The organism is Streptomyces sp. NPDC096176, assembly GCF_044763255.1.
GTDB lineage: Bacteria > Actinomycetota > Actinomycetes > Streptomycetales > Streptomycetaceae > Streptomyces.
Genome location: NZ_JBIWFV010000001.1, coordinates 383,736 through 401,547, shown reverse-complemented (window position 1 = coordinate 401,547; position 17,812 = coordinate 383,736). Strand labels below are relative to the sequence as shown.

At 70.4% G+C, this 17,812-nt stretch carries 15 protein-coding genes; 4 read left to right on the top strand and 11 right to left on the bottom strand.

Going from position 1 to position 17,812, the window contains the following annotated elements; translation table 11 throughout:
• Window positions 1-133: 133 nt before the first annotated feature.
• On the bottom strand, window positions 134-1,270 hold the full coding sequence (locus tag ACIQ7Q_RS01960; protein ID WP_403855247.1) for an adenosine deaminase: 1,137 nt from the start codon (window positions 1,268-1,270) through the stop codon (window positions 134-136).
• Between the two features lie 115 nt (window positions 1,271-1,385).
• Between ACIQ7Q_RS01960 and ACIQ7Q_RS01955 the strand changes: the two genes are divergently transcribed.
• On the top strand, window positions 1,386-2,255 hold the full coding sequence (locus tag ACIQ7Q_RS01955; protein ID WP_403855245.1) for an alpha/beta hydrolase: 870 nt from the start codon (window positions 1,386-1,388) through the stop codon (window positions 2,253-2,255).
• A gap of 206 nt (window positions 2,256-2,461) precedes the next feature.
• Here ACIQ7Q_RS01955 and ACIQ7Q_RS01950 read toward each other — a convergent pair whose 3' ends face one another.
• On the bottom strand, window positions 2,462-3,415 hold the full coding sequence (locus ACIQ7Q_RS01950) for a LysR family transcriptional regulator (RefSeq protein ID WP_403855243.1): 954 nt from the start codon (window positions 3,413-3,415) through the stop codon (window positions 2,462-2,464).
• Window positions 3,416-3,477: 62 nt separating this feature from the next.
• On the opposite strand from ACIQ7Q_RS01950, the gene ACIQ7Q_RS01945 reads away from it, so the two are divergent.
• The 3 genes from ACIQ7Q_RS01945 (at window position 3,478) to ACIQ7Q_RS01935 (ending at window position 6,679) form a co-directional block, all read left to right on the top strand.
• Complete coding sequence (locus tag ACIQ7Q_RS01945) at window positions 3,478-4,746, top strand: MFS transporter (protein ID WP_403855241.1); 1,269 nt, start codon at window positions 3,478-3,480, stop codon at window positions 4,744-4,746.
• A gap of 169 nt (window positions 4,747-4,915) precedes the next feature.
• Window positions 4,916-5,602: a L,D-transpeptidase family protein gene (locus tag ACIQ7Q_RS01940; RefSeq protein ID WP_403856389.1), complete on the top strand. Its 687-nt coding sequence runs from the start codon at window positions 4,916-4,918 to the stop codon at window positions 5,600-5,602.
• A 66-nt stretch (window positions 5,603-5,668) separates the two neighbouring features.
• Window positions 5,669-6,679 (top strand): sigma-70 family RNA polymerase sigma factor, encoded by a 1,011-nt coding sequence (locus tag ACIQ7Q_RS01935; RefSeq protein ID WP_403855239.1) that lies wholly within the window; start codon window positions 5,669-5,671, stop codon window positions 6,677-6,679.
• Here ACIQ7Q_RS01935 and ACIQ7Q_RS01930 read toward each other — a convergent pair.
• The 9 genes from ACIQ7Q_RS01930 to ACIQ7Q_RS01890 form a co-directional block, all read right to left on the bottom strand.
• Window positions 6,676-7,014 (bottom strand): STAS domain-containing protein, encoded by a 339-nt coding sequence (locus tag ACIQ7Q_RS01930; RefSeq protein ID WP_403855237.1) that lies wholly within the window; start codon window positions 7,012-7,014, stop codon window positions 6,676-6,678. The two genes, ACIQ7Q_RS01935 and ACIQ7Q_RS01930, sit on opposite strands and share 4 nt — an antisense overlap.
• Before the next feature lie 96 nt (window positions 7,015-7,110).
• The gene (locus tag ACIQ7Q_RS01925; RefSeq protein WP_403855235.1) at window positions 7,111-8,388 is read right to left on the bottom strand and encodes a thymidine phosphorylase; all 1,278 of its coding nucleotides are present in this window, start codon (window positions 8,386-8,388) and stop codon (window positions 7,111-7,113) included.
• Between the two features lie 92 nt (window positions 8,389-8,480).
• Window positions 8,481-8,879 carry a cytidine deaminase gene (locus ACIQ7Q_RS01920; RefSeq protein ID WP_403855233.1) on the bottom strand — a complete coding sequence of 133 codons (399 nt, stop codon included), beginning with the start codon at window positions 8,877-8,879 and terminating at the stop codon, window positions 8,481-8,483.
• Window positions 8,876-10,144: an ABC transporter permease gene (locus ACIQ7Q_RS01915; RefSeq protein WP_403855231.1), complete on the bottom strand. Its 1,269-nt coding sequence runs from the start codon at window positions 10,142-10,144 to the stop codon at window positions 8,876-8,878. The genes ACIQ7Q_RS01920 and ACIQ7Q_RS01915 overlap by 4 nt, the downstream gene beginning before the upstream one ends.
• On the bottom strand, window positions 10,141-11,250 hold the full coding sequence (locus ACIQ7Q_RS01910; protein WP_403855229.1) for an ABC transporter permease: 1,110 nt from the start codon (window positions 11,248-11,250) through the stop codon (window positions 10,141-10,143). The genes ACIQ7Q_RS01915 and ACIQ7Q_RS01910 overlap by 4 nt, the downstream gene beginning before the upstream one ends.
• Window positions 11,247-12,776, bottom strand: a complete 1,530-nt coding sequence (locus tag ACIQ7Q_RS01905; RefSeq protein WP_403856387.1) for an ABC transporter ATP-binding protein — start codon at window positions 12,774-12,776, stop codon at window positions 11,247-11,249. Before ACIQ7Q_RS01905 ends, ACIQ7Q_RS01910 begins: the two co-directional genes overlap by 4 nt.
• Before the next feature lie 238 nt (window positions 12,777-13,014).
• Window positions 13,015-14,067, bottom strand: a complete 1,053-nt coding sequence (locus ACIQ7Q_RS01900) for a BMP family protein (RefSeq protein WP_403855227.1) — start codon at window positions 14,065-14,067, stop codon at window positions 13,015-13,017.
• A gap of 1,118 nt (window positions 14,068-15,185) precedes the next feature.
• Window positions 15,186-16,409 carry an amidohydrolase gene (locus ACIQ7Q_RS01895; RefSeq protein ID WP_403856385.1) on the bottom strand — a complete coding sequence of 408 codons (1,224 nt, stop codon included), beginning with the start codon at window positions 16,407-16,409 and terminating at the stop codon, window positions 15,186-15,188.
• Window positions 16,410-16,606: 197 nt separating this feature from the next.
• Complete coding sequence (locus ACIQ7Q_RS01890; protein WP_403855225.1) at window positions 16,607-17,641, bottom strand: hypothetical protein; 1,035 nt, start codon at window positions 17,639-17,641, stop codon at window positions 16,607-16,609.
• Between the last annotated feature and the right edge of the window lie 171 nt (window positions 17,642-17,812).

Here is a 17,812-nt window from a genome sequence, read left to right as displayed (position 1 = left end):
CCTTGGGGACGGGAACATGAGCGGCTCTGCAAGCTAGTGAGCCTCGCACAGGGCCCGCAAACAACGCGAAGCGGCCGGCAGTTGACGCTCCGGCCGCTTCGGTGTAGGCGCCTTACGTGGTGGCCGTGGCTGCTCAGTTCCCGGCCGTGGTGGTCTGCTTGAACAGCCATTCGGACTTCAGTTCGGCGTAACCCGGCTTGATGACGTCGTTGATCATCGCGAGTCGTTCATCGAAAGGGATGAACGCGGACTTCATCGCGTTGACGGTGAACCACTGCATGTCGTCGAGCGAATATCCGAACGCCTCGTTCAGCAGCTCGAACTCACGGCTCATGCTGGTGCCGCTCATCAGCCGGTTGTCGGTGTTGACCGTGGTCCTGAAGTGCAGTTTCCGGAGCAGCCCGATCGGATGCGCCGCGATGGAGTCCGCTGCGCCCGTCTGCAGGTTGGATGTGGGGCACATCTCCAGCGGGATGCGCTTGTCCCGAACGTACGCCGCCAGCCGGCCGAGCGTCACGGAGCCGTCTTCCGCGACCTCGATGTCGTCGATGATCCGCACCCCGTGACCGAGCCGGTCGGCACCGCACCACTGGAGCGCCTGCCAGATCGACGGCAGTCCGAAGGCCTCGCCGGCGTGAATGGTGAAGTGGTTGTTCTCGCGCTTGAGGTACTCGAACGCATCGAGGTGCCGGGTGGGCGGGAAACCGGCCTCCGCGCCCGCGATGTCGAATCCGACGACGCCGTTGTCGCGGTAGCGGTTGGCGAGTTCGGCGATCTCCAGGGCGCGGGCGGCGTGGCGCATCGCGGTGAGCAGGGCACCCACCCGGATGCGGTGACCGCTCTCCCTGGCCCGTCGTTCGCCTTCGCGGAAGCCGTCGTTGACCGCCTCCACGACCTCCTCGAGGGTGAGTCCCGCTTCGAGATGCTGCTCGGGTGCGTAACGGACCTCGGCGTAGACGACTCCGTCCTCCGCCAGATCCTGCGCGCACTCGGCCGCTACGCGGAACAACGCGTCACGGGACTGCATGACGGCACAGGTGTGCGCGAAGGTCTCCAGGTACCGCTCCAGCGAACCGGAGTCGGCGGCCTCCCGGAACCAGATCCCGAGCTTGTCGGGCTCGGTCTCCGGCAGGGCCTCGTATCCGGCGTCACGGGCGAGTTCGATGATCGTGCCCGGCCGCAGACCGCCGTCGAGGTGGTCGTGGAGCAGCACCTTCGGGGCGCGGCGGACCTGCTCCGCGGTGGGCGAATTGAGGGTCTGGCTCGTCATCTGCGCACTCTAGCCCCTACGCGCGTAGAGCGCGCCCCTTCGGATCGCTGGTCGATACATAACAGTGACCGCGCGTACGGGTGGAGTACACCTCGGCTTCTGAGACTGTTCTGCCATGGCACACCATGCACTGCCCCGGTGGTGGGGGCGCCCGGCCGCTACGGCCGGAGGAGCGAGCGCCCTCGGTGAGACGACGGTCGCACGGGCGGCACGAGGGGGCCGGTCGGGGGCGCAGGCCAGGCTGGGCCATGTGCCGGGGCGTTCGGGCGCCAGGAACGACGGGACCGAGCCGGCGGTGGCCGGGGCGGTGCTGCTGCTGCCTGACGGCGAGCCGCAGTCCGCCCGCAGGGCGTCCGCCCTGTCGTACGCCGCGGTGCTGCCGCTGGGCCGCGCGCTCGCCAGGGCGGGGCGCGACGACGGGCTGGCGGTGCACAGCGTGCACTACCGCGGCCGCGGCTGGAACGGCGCCGACGCCCAGCTCGCGGTGGACGCGACCTGGGCGGTCGAGGAGGTCGTACGACGCTACGGCGACATCCCCGTGTGCCTGGCCGGTCACGGCATGGGCGGGCGGGCCGCGCTGCACGCGGCGGGACACCCGGCGGTCAACTCCGTGCTGGCCCTGGCTCCTTGGCTGCCGGAGGACGACGTGGCCGCCGAGCCGGAGCCGGTACGGCAACTGGCCGGCCGCAAGGTGCTGATCGTGCACGGCACCAAGGACGCGCGCACCGATCCGGAGCTCTCCTACCGGCTGGCCGAGCGCGCCAAGAAGTCCAACCGGGACACCTGCCGCTTCGAGGTCCACTCGGACGGGCACGCGCTGCGCCAGTACCAGGAGGAAGTGCACGCGCTGGCCGTCGACTTCGTGCGCGGATCGCTCTTCACCAGGCTCTACGCCCGGCCCCTCGCGGACGCGCTGGCGGCTCCGCCGCCGCTGGGGCTGAGGATGCCGCTGGCGGCGGGTTTCGGCAGGGCGTTGCGAGCCTGAGCCGGGCTCGACTTGATCTGGGCTCCACATTCCGGACTCCCTGCCAGCCCCCGGGAATCCGAGACCGGCCCCGGAAACCCGGGACCCGGCCCGGAAACCACCATGAAGTACCGCACCAAAGGCACCGGTCCGAGCATCCGCCGTGAGGTGAGCGTGCTCGCCCTGGGCGCCATGCGCTTCGGGCTCCCTGGCCGGGCTGCGGCCCGTCAGTCGGAGAGGAGGCGGCCGCGTCGGGAGAGCAGGAAGCGTTTGAACTCCGCCACCGGCGGGGTGTCCGGGTGGCCGTCGAGCCAGGCGACGCCGATTTCGCGGACCGCGCGCGGCGCGGTCACCGTCAGTTCCACGACGCCGGGGCGGGCCACCGCCGGCGGGGGCAGCAGGGCGACGCCGAGGCCCGCCGCGACCAGGCCGCGGAGGGTCTCCGCCTCCTCGCCCTCGAAGGCGACCCGTGGGGTGAAGCCCGCTTCCGCGCACAGGTCGTCGGTGATGCGCCGCAGGCCGTAGCCGGGCTCGAGGGTCACGAAGGTCTCGTCGGCGGCCTCCGCGAGGCGGACGCGTTTGCGGCTCGCGAGCCGGTGGTCGTCGGGGACGACGAGCCGCAGACGCTGTTCGTCGAGACGGCGGCCGACCAGGTCGGGGGCGTCGGGCACGGGCGAGGTGAGGCACAGGTCCAGCTCGCCCGCCCGGAGCCGTTCGATCATCGCCTCACCGTAGTTCTGGACGAGCGTGAAGCGGATCCGCGGATGGTCCGCGCGAAAGGCGCGGATCAGGCCGGGCACGGTCTCCGACCCCATGGTGTGCAGAAAGCCGAAGGCGACCTTGCCCGACCGCGGGTCGGTGTCTGCCCGCACGGCCTCGGCGGCCCGCTCCACCTCCGCGAGGGCACGCTCCGCAGAGGCGAGGAAGGTGCGGCCGGCGGGAGTGAGCGAGACCGTACGGCCTTTGCGCGCGAACAGTGCGACGCCCAGATCCTGTTCCAGTCGGACGATGGCCCGTGACAGCGTCGACTGGGGTACACCCATCTCCTGGGCGGCGCGCGTCACATGCTCGTGCCGGGCGACGCCCGCGAAGTACGCGAGGCGGGGAGCAAGCTCCAGCGTGATGTCTTCTTCGTAACTGCCCGGTGACAGGCGGGGCCCTGAGCTGCGTTCATGCGCCATGGGAACGATTATTGCCGTTTCATGCATTGGACGCATGAAAATCGGCGGCCTACCTTCGACGTATGCCTCCTGCCAGTACCAAGGCGTCCACCACCGTGGGCGCCGCCCCGTCGCCCCCCGGCCTCCTCTCCCCCGGCGCTCCCGGCTACCGCCGCATGAGCTTCGCGCTCTTCGCCGCCGGAATGGCGACCTTCGCCCTCCTCTACTCGACGCAGGCGCTGCTGCCCGCCGTCTCGGCCGACTTCGGCGTGACCGCCGGCACCGCCAGCTGGACGGTGTCCGCCGCTACGGGCGCGCTGGCCCTGTGCGTACTGCCCCTCAGCGCGCTGTCCGAGCGTTTCGGACGGACCACCGTGATGAACGCGTCCCTCGCGGTCGCCGTCGTGGTGGGTCTGCTGGCGCCGTTCGCCCCGAACGTCGAGTGGCTGGTGGCGCTGCGCGCCGTGCAGGGCGCCGCGCTGGCCGGTCTGCCGGCGTCGGCGATGGCGTTCCTCGCGGAGGAGGTCAGGCCCAAGGCGCTGGTCGGCGCGATCGGCCTGTTCGTGGCGGGCAACAGCATCGGAGGCATGAGCGGCCGTATCGTCACCGGCTGGGTGGCGCAGCTCGCCGGCTGGCGTGTCGCGCTCGCCGCGGTGGGGGTGATGGCGCTGGTGTGCGCGCTGGTGTTCCGCGCGCTCCTGCCGAAGGCCCGGCATTTCACCCCCGGCACGCTGAGCCCGCGATCCCTGGCGAGGGCGGTCCGCGGGCATCTGGCCGACCCGCTGCTACTGCGGCTGTACGCGATCGGCGCGCTGTTCATGACCGTCTTCGGCGCGGTGTACACGGTGATCGGCTACCGCCTGGTGGAGGCGCCGTTCGGGCTCGCGCAGGGCGTGATCGGTTCGATCTTCCTGGTGTATCTCGTGGGTACGGTCTCCTCCGCCGCGGCCGGCAGGCTGGTCGCGCGGCTCGGCCGCAGGGGGGCGCTGTATCTGGCGGTCACCACCACCACCGCGGGCCTGCTGCTCTCACTGGCGGACACGCTGGCGTCGGTACTGCTGGGTCTGGTCCTGATCACCGCCGGGTTCTTCGCGGGCCACGCGGTCGCCTCCTCCTCGGTGAGCCGTACGGCGAAGACGGGCCGCGCCCAGGCGTCGGCGCTCTACCAGTCGGCCTACTACCTGGGCAGCAGCGCGGGCGGCACGCTCGGCGCGGTCGCCTTCCACGCCGGCGGCTGGGGCGGAACGGTACTGCTGGGGCTGCTCGCGGTCCTGGGTGTCGTGTCGATCACGCTCTACGGGACGCACGCGGCGCGGTCGCAGGAGCGGCGGCTCGCGGCAGCTGCCGCATAGGGCCCGGGGCCGGGCCCACCAGCCGTCAGAAAATACGTCCCAGTGCCGTGCAACTACTGCTCCCCTCCGGGTGTCTCAACCGTCAGACCATCCCAACCGGAAGGCACACGAAGGGGAGTTGGGGAGCATGGCGGATAAAATCGGAAGAACCGGACGGCGACGTCTGCGGATGCGTCGCCGTACCGGAGCCGTACTCTCCCTGACCGGCCTGCTGGTGCCGCTCACCGCCGTCCTCGGCAGCGGTACGGCGCAGGCGGCGTCGTGCTCGCTGTCGACGGGGCCGCACCAGAAGCAGGTGGAGCAGTTCCTCGGGCGCCCGGTGGACGGCCGGCAGTCACCGGCCGACTGCCGGGCGATCCGTGCCTTCCAGGCCAAGCACGGGATCACCCCCACGATCGGCTACGCGGGCCCGCTCACCTGGCGCACGATGAACACGATGCTGGCTCAGCGGGCCGCCGGCCAGAACCCGAACAAGGCGGGCACCTGCCCGACGAACAAGGGACGTATCGCCTGCGTCGACCTGACCCGGCAGCTGAGCTGGATCCAGGACGGCGCGACGCTCAAGTACGGCCCGGTCCCGGTACGGACGGGCAAGGACGGCACGGAGACCCGTACCGGCGCGAAGAAGATCTACTGGCGCAGCATCGACCACTGGTCGACGATCTACCACGTGAGCATGCCGTACTCGCAGTTCTTCGACGGCGGCCAGGCCTTCCACTCCACCACGAAGTCGATGTACAACCCGCCCGGCTCGGGCGGGTGCGTCAACATGCGCCCCGCGGACGCGAAGGCATACTGGAACCTGCTGAAAAACGGCGACGACGTATACGTCTACGGGCGCAAGCCCGGAACCTGACCCCGTTGTCAGTCCTCTCCTGTAGGTTCCGAAGGGCTGGTGCCGATGGGTGACAGGGGTGGACCAATGAGTGACCTCGCGACGACGCAGGACCTGGACTCGCGGCTGGAGAAGCACCGCAAGGAGCTGACCGGCTACTGCTACCGCATGCTCGGATCGTCCTTCGAGGCGGAGGACGCGGTACAGGACACGATGGTGCGGGCGTGGCGCAGCTTCGAGAAGTTCGAGGGCCGTTCGTCCCTGCGCTCGTGGCTGTACCGCATCGCGACCAACGTCTGCCTGGACATGCTGACCGCGGGCAATCGCCGTGCCCGTCCGATGGACCTGTCCGGTCCCACGCCGGTCGCGCAGGCCCAGCTCAACGCCCGCCCCGAGATCACCTGGCTCGAGCCAGTGCCCGACGGGCGGGTGCTGCCGTCCGTCGTGGACCCGGCGGAAACGGCGGTCGAGCGGGAGACGATCCGGCTCGCGTTCGTCGCCGCGCTGCAGCATCTGCCGCCCAAACAGCGGGCGGTGCTGATCCTGCGCGAGGTGCTGGCCTGGAAGGCGAGCGAGGTCGCCGAGTTGCTCGACACGAGCGTCGCCTCGGTCAACAGCGCGCTGCAGCGTGCCCGGGCCACGCTCACCGAGCAGGGCCCGGCCGCGTCCGACGCGGCGGATCCGCTCGACGAGGAGCAGCAGCAGCTACTGGAGCGCTATGTCGCGGCCTTCGAGGGATACGACATGAAGGCGCTGACGGCGCTGCTCCGCGAGGACGCGACGATGTCCATGCCGCCTTACGACCTGTGGTTGCGCGGTCACGACGACATCGTGGGCTGGATGCTGGGTGTCGGCGACGTCTGCCGCGGATCGAAGCTGGTCCCGACCGTGGCGAACGGCTCCCCCGCCTTCGCGCACTACCACCCGTCGGCGGACGGCGAGGGGTACGAGCCGTGGGCGCTCATCGTCCTCGAGCTCTCGGACGGCAAGGTCGGTGGGATGGACTTCTTCCTGGACACCAAGCGCTGGTTCCCGCTGTTCGACCTGCCGAAGCGGCTGGACAAGGCGGGCGAGCCGGTGGCCTCGGAGAATTCCTAGGCAGCGTCGGCGAGTTCAGGCAGGCCCACCAGCTCCAGCAGGGCGATCAGTTCGGGTCCGGCGTTGCGCAGCCGGACCCAACTGCCCCGTCGGCGCGCGGTGAGGTGCAGCCGGGCGAGTGCGTCGACGGCGGCCAGGTTCACATGGACCAGGCCTCCGACGTCACAGTGCACCTCGGCGGGCGAGCGGCCACCGCGCCCGTCGTCACGGAGCAGTTCGCTCAACTGCTCGCAGAGACCCGGCACATCGGCCGGGTTGATCCTCCCGGGGATGCGCATGACGGCAGGTTCGATGGCGTCCACACGAAAGAGACCGTCGCCGGGCCGGGAACTCATCGCGTCCTGCTCGGACGGACCCGCATGCCGTCAGCCGTAGCGCCTCGACAGGACCGGCACCGGGTGCCGGCCCCGTCGACCCCACGTCGTCGCGGCTCAGGCGATGCGGTCCAGCACGATCGGGTTCGCCGTGAATTCCGTGCCGGCCGGGGCGATGTCGTATGCGGCCTCCAGGGACTTCAGCGCGTAGGCGAACGTCTCCGGGGTGTCCGTGTGCAGCGTCAGCAGCGGCTCGCCGGCCTTCACCGTGTCGCCCGGCTTGGCGTGCAGCTCGACGCCCGCGCCCGCCTGGACCGGGTCCTCCTTGCGGGCGCGGCCCGCGCCGAGACGCCAGGCGGCGATGCCGATGTCGTACGCGTCCAGGCGGGTGAGGACGCCCGAAGCCGGGGCGGTGAGGACGTGCTGCTCGCGGGCGACGGGCAGGGTGGCGTCCGGGTCGCCGCCCTGGGCGGCGATCATGCGGCGCCACACGTCCATCGCGGAGCCGTCCGCCAGCGCCTTCGCCGGGTCGGCGTCCTTGATGCCCGCCGCGTCGAGCATCTCGCGGGCGAGCGCGAGCGTCAGCTCGACGACATCGGCGGGGCCGCCGCCCGCGAGGACCTCGACGGACTCGCGGACCTCGAGCGCGTTGCCCGCGGTGAGGCCGAGCGGGGTGGACATGTCGGTGAGCAGCGCGACGGTCTTCACACCGCTGTCGGTGCCGAGGGCGACCATCGTGGAGGCGAGTTCGCGGGCGTCCTCGATGTTCTTCATGAACGCGCCGGTGCCGACCTTGACGTCCAGCACGAGCGAGCCGGTGCCCTCCGCGATCTTCTTCGACATGATCGAGGACGCGATCAGCGGAATCGCCTCGACCGTGCCGGTGACGTCACGCAGCGCGTACAGCTTCTTGTCGGCGGGGGCGAGCCCGTCGCCGGCCGCGCAGATGACCGCGCCGGTGGTGTCGAGGACGTGTCGCATCTCCTCGTTGGAGAGCAGGGCCCGCCAGCCGGGGATGGACTCCAGCTTGTCGAGCGTGCCGCCGGTGTGGCCGAGGCCACGGCCGCTCAGCTGCGGCACGGCCGCGCCGCAGGCCGCGACCAGCGGGGCGAGCGGCAGGGTGATCTTGTCGCCGACGCCGCCCGTGGAGTGCTTGTCGGCGGTGGGACGGGAGAGGGAGTCGAAGTTCATCCGCTCGCCGGAGGCGATCATCGCGGCGGTCCAGCGGGCGATCTCCGTGCGGTTCATGCCGTTGAGGAGGATGGCCATGGCCAGCGCCGACATCTGCTCGTCGGCGACCTCGCCGCGGGTGTAGGCGTCGATGACCCAGTCGATCTGCTCCGGGCTCAGCTCGCCCCGGTCCCGCTTGGTGCGGATGACGGAGATGACGTCCATGGCATTCCTCCAGGGTTGATCTTCTGCGGTTCTACGCGCATAGAGAGAGTAAGGGAGCGGCCCCTCCGCCGGAGCGGAAGGGCCGCGAGGTACTAGCGGAGATGATCGGGACCGAAGGCCTGCGGGAGCATCTCCGACAGGGGCAGAACGCCGGCCGGGGTGTCCAGCAGCAGCGTGGGGCCGCCGAACTCGAAGAGGAGCTGGCGGCAGCGCCCGCACGGCACGAGGAGTTCGCGCCGGCCGTCCACACAGGTGAAGTGCGTCAGCCGCCCGCCGCCGGTGGCCTGCAGCTGCGACACCAGACCGCACTCGGCACAGAGGCCGAGCCCGTACGAGGCGTTCTCGACGTTGCACCCCGTCACCGTACGGCCGTCGGCGACGAGCGCGGCGGCACCGACCGGGTAACCGGAGTACGGGGCGTACGCGTGCGACATCGCCTCACGCGCGCGCGCCCGCAGGGTCTCCCAGTCGAACTCTTCGTCCGCGGTCACTTGGCCTGACCCTTGAAGTACGGCTGACCGTTGGCCTTCGGCATACGCAGCCGCTGTGCGGACACCGCCAGCACGAGCAGCGTGGCGACGTACGGCGCGGCGTCGACGAACTGGCTGGGCAGTACGTCCGTGAGCGCGTACCAGGTGAACAGCAGGGCCGAGAAGACCGCCGAGATCACCGCCGGCAGGTACTTCCTCTTGTACAGCTGCCACACCACGACGATCACCAGCAGGATGGCCAGCAGAAGCAGCATGGCGTGCACGTTCACCGCGCCGCCCCGCAGCTTGAGGCTGTCGGTGAAGCCGAACAGGCCCGCGCCGAGCGCCGTACCGCCCGGCATCCAGTTGCCGAAGATCATGGCGGCGAGACCGATGTAGCCGCGGCCGCCGGTCTGGCCCTCCTGGTAGATGCCGGTGATGATCGCGAGGAACGCGCCGCCGAGGCCCGCCAGACCGCCGGAGACGATGACGGCGATGTACTTGTACTTGTAGACGTTGACGCCGAGCGACTCGGCGGCGACGGGGTTCTCACCGCAGGAGCGCAGCCGCAGGCCGAACGAGGTCCGCCACAGCACCCACCACGTACCGGGCACCAGCAGCAGCGCCACGACGGTCAGCAGCGAGAGGTTGGTGATCAGACCGCCGAGGACGCCGGCCAGGTCGGAGACGAAGAACCAGTGCTTGCCCTGCAGGTCCCCCAGCCAGTCGGAGAGCCCCGGAACGGTGATCCGATCGATGGCGTCGATGCGCGGGGACTGCTTGGACGAACCGCCCTCGGTCTCGGCGAAGGTGAAGTCCGACAGGTAGCGGGTGAGGCCGGTGGCCAGGATCGTGATGGCGACACCGGAGACGATGTGGTTGACCTTGAAGGTCACCGTCATCACCGCGTGCAGCAGACCGCCGAGCGCGCCGCCCGCGATGCCGAGCACCACGCCGGTCCACGGGCCCCACTGGTAGCCCGCCCAGGCGCCGAACCAGGTACCGAGGATCATCATGCCCTCGAGACCGATGTTGATGACACCGGCCCGCTCCGCCCACAGACCGCCGAGTCCGGCGAGGCCGATCGGCACGGCGAGCTGGAGCGCGCCGGAGACCTGGCCGACGGAGGTGAGGTCGTCCGCACCGCTGATCACCCGCACCAGGGAGAACAGCGCCAGTCCGCCCGCGACGATCAGCAGGACGACGGGCAGGGACAGCTTGCGGCGGCCGCCGCCCTTCTTTGGCGCGGTGCTCGCCATCGAGACCGTGCTCGTGGACTCGCTCATGCCGCGGCCACCTCCTTGTTCTTCCGGGCCTGCGCGGCAAGCTCCTCGCCGACCTTCTGCTGCTGACGGCGCAGCCCGTACTGCCGGACGAGTTCGTAGGACACGACGACCGCGATCACGATCAGGCCCTGCATGATGACGGCGATCTCCTTCGGGTAGCCCTCCAGGCTGAGGCCCTCCGCCGTCTTGTCCAGGAAGGCGAAGAGCAGCGAGGCGAAGAGGATCCCGATCGGGTTGTTGCGGCCGAGCAGCGCGATGCCGATGGCGGTGAAGCCGACACCGACCGGGAAGCTCAGGCTGTAGGTGTGGGTCTGGCCCAGCAGCATCGGCATACCGGCGAGGCCGGCCATGGCGCCGGAGATCAGCATGGCGGTGAGGATCATCTTCTTGGCGTCGACACCGCTCGCCTGTGCCGCGGACTCGCTGGCGCCGGTGGCGCGCAGGTCGAAGCCGAAGCGGGTGCGGTTGAGCACGAACCAGTAGACGATGCCCAGCGCGAAGGCGACGAAGGTGAAGCCGTAGATGGTTCCGCCGTCCATCTCCAGGCCGGGGAACCAGCCGGACTCGGCGATCTCGCCGGTGGTCAGGTCGTTGGAACCCTCCGGCCGCACACCCAGGTTCGCCGGAAGGATCATCCAGGCGATCAGGCTGGTCGCGATGGCGTTGAGCATGATCGTGGAGACGACCTCGCTCACGCCGCGGGTGGTCTTGAGGACGCCCGCGATACCGGCCCAGACGGCCCCGACGGCCATGGCGACGCACACGATCAGCAGGATGTGCAGCGGGCCGGGCAGGTCGACGGCGGCACCGACGACGGCGGCGAGCATGACCGCAAGGCGGTACTGGCCGTCGACGCCGATGTTGAAGAGGTTCATCCGGAAGCCGATGGCGACGGCGAGCGCCGCCAGGTAATAGATACCGGTCTGGTTGATGACCAGGACCTGGACGTCCGTGAACTCGATCTGCTCGACCATCAACTGGTACGGCTCGACCGCGCTGCGGTCCGAGAGGAGCAGCACCACCGAGGTGAGCAGGAAGGCCACGACCAGGGCGAGCGCAGGACCGGCCAGGCCCAGGATCAACCGGTCCTTGTCGAACTTCTTCATCGGCTCTCACCGTTCTCGTGGTGCTCGAGGTGGCCGGACGCGGCACCGGTCATGGCGGAGCCCAACTCCTCCGGCGTGATCGTGGCGGGGTCGGCGTCGGCGACCAGACGGCCGCGGTACATCACCCGCAGGGTGTCGGAGAGCCCGATGAGCTCGTCCAGGTCGGCGGAGATCAACAGCACGGCCAGACCCTCGTGGCGGGCCTCGCGGATCTGGTCCCAGATCTGCGCCTGCGCGCCGACGTCCACACCACGGGTGGGGTGGGCGGCGATCAGCAGCTTGGGCTTGTGGCTCATCTCGCGGCCGACGATCAGCTTCTGCTGATTGCCGCCGGACAGGGAGGCCGCCGTGACCTCGATACCGGGGGTGCGCACGTCGTACTCACGGACGATCCGCTCGGTGTCCTTGCGGGCTGCCTTGAGGTCGAGCAGGCCCTTCTTGCTGTTGGGCGCCTCGGTGACGTGGCCGAGGATGCGGTTCTCCCACAGCGGCGACTCGAGCAGCAGCCCGTGCCGGTGCCGGTCCTCCGGGATGTAGCCGATGCCGCCCTCGCGCCGCTTGCGCGTGGACGCGTGGGAGATGTCGGCGTCGTCGAGGGTGATGACGCCGCCGTCGGGCTGCCGCAGACCGATCAGGGCTTCGATGAGCTCGGTCTGGCCGTTGCCCTCGACACCCGCGATGCCCATGACCTCACCCTTGTGGATGGTGAAGTTGATGCCGGCGAGGACCTCACGGACCACACCGTCGGGGTCGGTCACCGTGAGCGTGAGGTCGTCGACCTTCAGCATCGGGACGTCGGTGACCGTCGACTCGCGGGTCTCCGGCGAGGGCAGCTCGCTGCCGACCATCAGCTCGGCGAGCTGCTTGGTGGTGGTGTTCCTCGGGTCGGCCGTGCCCACGGTCGTACCGCGGCGGATGACGGTGATGTCGTCGGCGACCGACAGCACCTCGCCCAGCTTGTGCGAGATGAAGATGACGGTGAGACCCTCGGCCTTGAGCTCGCGCAGGTTGTCGAAGAGCGCGTCGACCTCCTGCGGGACGAGCACGGCGGTCGGCTCGTCGAGGATCAGCGTGCGGGCGCCGCGGTAGAGGACCTTGAGGATCTCGACGCGCTGACGGTCGGCGACACCCAGCTGCTCGACGAGCACGTCCGGGCGCACGTTCAGCCCGTACGCGTCGGAAATCTCTTGGATCTTCTTCCGGGCCTTGGCACCGATGCCGTACAGCTTCTCGCCGCCGAGAACGACGTTCTCCAGGACGGTGAGGTTGTCGGCCAGCATGAAGTGCTGGTGCACCATGCCGATGCCGCGTGCGATGGCGTCGGCGGGGCTCGAGAAGGCGACCTGGTCGCCGTCGATGGTGATGGTCCCCTCGTCCGGCTTCTGCATGCCGTAGAGGATCTTCATCAGGGTCGACTTTCCGGCACCGTTCTCACCGACGAGGGCATGCACAGTGCCCTGACGGATGGTGATGTCGATGTCGTGGTTGGCGACGACGCCGGGGAAGCGCTTGGTGATGCCGCGCAGTTCTACGGCGGCAGGAGGGCTGGACGCGTTGATGACGCACTCTCCTTGGCGGGAAGGAGCGGGAGGGCAGGCGGAAGGGGCGGGCTGTGGTGGTCATGGGGGCGTGGCGAAGTTATCGCGCCTGAAGGCCCTCTACGCGCGTAGCGCTCCCGAATACCAGAACCCGGGGGCCGGAAACCGGTCCGCGGGCCGTGGGGCTTTCGCCCTGGCCCGCGGACCTGCGGTACCGGCCGCTCGGTTACGGAGCGGTCTTGACCTTGATCTTGCCGGCGATGATGTCGGCCTTGGCCTTGTCGACCGCCGTGACGACGTCCGACATCTTGGTGAAGGCCGGATTCGAGCGGGACAGCGCGACACCGTCGTCCTCGAGGCCGTAACGGACTTCACCGGTCTGCGGCTTGCCGTCCTGGACCGACTTGATCAGGTTGAACACGGCACCCGAGACGTTCTTGGTGACCGAGGTCAGGATCTGCGCCTTGTAGGCGGCCAGACCCTTCTGGTTGTACTGGTCGGAGTCGACGCCGATGGCCCACTTGCCGGCCTTGGCGGTCGCCTCGATCGAACCGGAGCCCGCGAGGCCCGCAGCCGCGTAGACCACGTCGGCGCCCGCGTCGAGCTGGCCCTGCGCGGCGGCCTTGCCGAGGTCCGGCTTCGAGAAGCCACCGAAGTCCGGCGGCTGCGTCAGGTACTGGACCTTGACGTTGACGTCCTTGTTGGTGTCCTTGACGCCCTGGACGAAGCCCGCCTCGAACTTCTTGATCAGCGGGGTCTCGACGCCGCCGATGAAGCCGACGGTGTCGGTCTTCGTCACCTTGGCGGCGGCGACGCCGGCCAGGTAGGAGCCCTGCTCCTCATTGAAGACCAGGTTGGCGATGTTCTTGCCGGTCTTGGAGGTGTCGTCGATGAGGCCGAAGGTGGTCTTCGGGAACTTCGGGGCGACCTCCGCGATGGCGGGCGCGTAGGCGAAACCGACACCGATCACGGGGTTGTTGCCGGCGCGAGCCAGAGCGGTGAGGCGCTGGATCTTGTCCGGGTCGCCCTCTCCCTCGCTGGGCTCGGCCTCACTGCCCTTGATGTCGAGTTCCTTCTCGGCCCTCTCCAGGCCCGCGAAGGCGGCGTCGTTGAACGACTGGTCGCCGCGGCCACCGATGTCGTACGCGATGGCGGCCTTGCCGCCGTTGTCTTCCGAGCCGCTCGACTCGGAAGACGACTTGCCGCCACATGCGGTGGCGGACAGTGCGAGAGCCGCGGACGCGATGCCCACGGTGGCGATCCTGGTGATCCGGCGCACTGGGGGGCTCCTTTAAACCTGACCGAAAGCGCCACTTCCGGCGCTGGGTTCGCGGCGATCGTAACGCGCGTAGATGTCAGTTAAAGACCCGTTCATCAGTCGTTACCGGATCGTCGCGAAGCCCCTGGACGGGCGGCTGCCAGGTTATGCGCCGGGTAACGACCCGGCCCCACGGCGTGGCGCTGCGTGCCGCTGCGCGCCCACGGATGTGGCCGAATGCCGCCGGTCCCGGGCGGTTCCGGGCGGAGCCCGGTTGTCCCCGGCGCGCTGCCGGGCGGGGCGGTTCCGGGCGGAGCCCGGTTGTCCCGGGTGCGCTGCCGGGCACGGCCCGCCTCTTGTCCGAGGCGTGCCCGGGTCTCGGGCGTGGCCCGGTTGTACCGGGTGCCGGCCCGGCCGTCCAGGTGCGTTGCCGGGCCCGGCCGGTTGTCCCGGGTGCGGTTCCGGGGCGGGCCCGGTCCGGCTGGTGTGCGTCCGGGTGCCGCTCCGGGGGCATGTCCGGGACTGCTTTCCCGTACTTGCCTCGCCCTATCCAACGACGCCTTACGTCCCGAACACGCCCCCTGCGCGTCCCCCTCCCCCGGCCAACGGCTTCGCTCCCCCCGGTGGACAGCCGCACCGCTCGCAGCACAGCGGGCGACCCCTCTCCCTCCGTGGACCGGCACCCGCGCGTCCATTCCGCCCCAGGTGGACAGTCGCACCCACGGGCGCCCGTTTCCCCCGAGGGAAGCCTGCCCCGGCCGTGGGGACGGCCACCGGCCCCACGGTCCCGTGACCGGCGGGAGGGGGTGGGGTCGCAGGAGGGGGGTGAGCGGACGTAAAGCGTCGTGAGTCAGGGCGGGGCAAGTACGGGAAAGCAGTCCGCGATCCCCCTCCGGAGGCCCCGCCCCCGCACCCACCCCCGGCAGGGGCACCCCCGGAAACGCCGCGCAAGCGCGGCCCACGCCGCGCCCGCCGAACCGGGCTGAGCACGAGACCCCGGGCCGGGCACAGGGTCGCCACGCCCCCGACCGGGCCACGCACGAGAACGCCACACCCCGGCACCGGTCCACGCACGGGAACGCCACGCCCCGGCACCGGTCCACGCACGGGCGCGCAACGCCCCCACGACCGCGCAGCGGTCAGAGCGCCAAAAGCGCCGCGGCCGTGAAGAGTTCGACGCCCACCGTGATCGCCGCCTCGTCGACGTCGAAGTCCCCGCGGTGCAGGTCGCGGCGGACAGGGTCGCCCGGGACGCGGACGCCGAGGCGTGCCATCGCGCCTGGGACGTGCTCCAGGTACCAGGAGAAGTCCTCGCCGCCGAGACTCTGCTCCGTGTCCTCGATCGCGTACGTCCCGCGTCGCGCGGTCTGCGCGTCACGCAGCAGTTCGGTGACGACCGGGTCGTTGACGACCGGCGGCACGCCCCGCACGTAGTTGATCTGGGACTTGGCCCGGTGGAGCGTCGCGATCTCGTCGATCGCCGCGTGCACCAGGTCGGGGGCCTCGCGCCAGCCGGGGAGGTCGAGGCAGCGCACGGTGCCGGAGAGTTCGGCGTGCTGCGGGATGACGTTGCAGGTGTGGCCGGCTTCGATGCGGCCCCAGGTGACGGCGAGCCCGGACCTCGCGTCGACGCGGCGCGCCAGCAGCGCGGGGACGTCGGTGACGATCTTCGCCGCAGCCGTGACCAGGTCCGTGGTCAGGTGCGGGCGCGCGGTGTGGCCGCCGGGGCCGTCAAGGGTGACCTCGACGCGGTCGCAGGCGGACGTGATGGGGCCGGGCCGCAGCCCGATGACGCCCGCGTCGACCTTGGGGTCGCAGTGCACGGCGATGATTTTGCTGACACCGTCGAGGACGCCGGACTCGATCGCGTCGGCCGCACCGCCGGGCAGCACTTCCTCCGCCGGCTGGAAGATCAGCCGGACCGGCTGCGTCAGCAGCCCCTGCCGGTCCAGGTCGGCGAGGACAAGCCCCGCACCGAGCGCCACGGTGGTGTGCACGTCGTGGCCGCAGGCGTGGGCGCGGTCGGGCACGGTGGAGCGATAGGGGACGCCGACTTTGGTGTCAGGGATGGGCAGGGCGTCGATGTCGGCGCGGATCGCGAAGAAGGGCAGTACGGCGCCCGGGGCCGGCGTTCCGATGTCGCAGATCAGGCCGGTGCCCGCGGCGAGGACGCGGGGCTGGAGCCCGGCCTTCTCGAGGCGTGCCTTGATCACTGCGGTGGTGCGGAACTCCTGGTTGCCGAGCTCGGGGTGCATGTGCAAGTCGCGCCGGAACGCGATCAGTTCGGCGCGCAGCGATTCGGACAGCGTGCCGGGCAGTGCGACTGCGCCGGGCTGTTCGACTTCTTCGGACTCGCGGGACATCAACTGGTTCACCCAGTGAAGGGTATGCCCCTTGGCGCTTCAACTGCCGTGCGATCAACAAAACATCAGCCTCATAGGGGACAGATATTTGGTCACACGGCGATTGGCGCCTTCCCCAAGTGGGTAAGCTCACCCAACTCGGACTTGAGTCGATCTTTCCTTTCCGGACCGTGACCGTCCGCTCACCACCGCTTCCTTCAAGCGGGCGCGGGCAGCCGTTGCACATCGCGGGCGGTGCCCGTGACCCCGGCCAGAAAGCCCTGGGCGCGGGGTGAGGCGTTCTCCCTGAGCCACTCGGGCGCGATGTCGCACACCGCCACCTTGATTCCGGTGCCCTCGAGGGCCAGCGGAAGGGTGTGGACGACGGTCGAGGGAAAGCTCAGGACCGTTGCTCCGATCGGGCCACGCCGGGCGATCAGCTCCAGCGGCAGGTCCGGGCGGACCACCTCGAGGCCCGTCTCCGCGGCCAGACGGTGCAGCTTGTCCGTGCTCTCGCGGCGGTGCGCGAAGTAGCGGGTCGCGCCGTGGGTGCGGGCGAGGGACGAGACGGCCCGCAGGTACTGCGCGAGGTCGACGACGCCGGTCTCCACCAGGGAGGTGCCGACCATGTCCGCGCCCTTGGTGATCGTCGGCGGCCCGAAGCGGGCCCGGGTCCACGCGAAGTTGTTGGGCGTGACCGTGATCCCCTGTGCCGACTCGACGGGCATCGAGGTGAAGACCTCGACCGACCGGCCCTTGGAGGGGGCGAGCCGGCGCCTGGCCAGGAAGGTCACCGGCGCGAGCACCAGCTCGCGCGGCCCGCGGCGGCCGCCACGCCGGTGCCAGCGCACCAGCTGCTCCCCGCGGGTGACCTGTGCGACGAACTCCATGGTCGCCGTGCCGTCGTCCACCACGGTCACGTTCTTCCGGCCGACGAGGGTCAGCAGGAGCTGGACGTACCGGGAGAAGGGGTCTCCGATGACGATGCGCTCGGCGCGGCGCAGGATGGGGCCGAGTTCGCGCACCGTGCGCAGCGGCGCGCCGAGCCCGCCGCGGGCCTCCTGCCAGCGGACGGCGAAGCCCTCGCCGCGGGCCAGCTCGGCCATCCGGCGCAGCTGACCCCGCGACATGGGGTCCGTGGGCGACAGCACGACCAGGGTCAGACCGCCGGCCCCGGGGGCGGTCGGCGCAGTGTGGGCCCACTCCAGGACGTTCAGGAGCTGGACCGGACTCTCGACGAAGGCGAGATTCATCGGTTGTCACCTCGTGATGCCGGGCCGGCGTGCAGCCGGGGTCGTCGACGGGTCCGTACGGAGCCGGCGGTGGTTGCTGTCGGCTGCGGGTTTCCACAGGGCCGGCCTACGGAGCGCCCGTGGCCGGGCCCGGGGCGCGCGGCGGGCCCGGCCGTGACGGGGGCGCCGTGC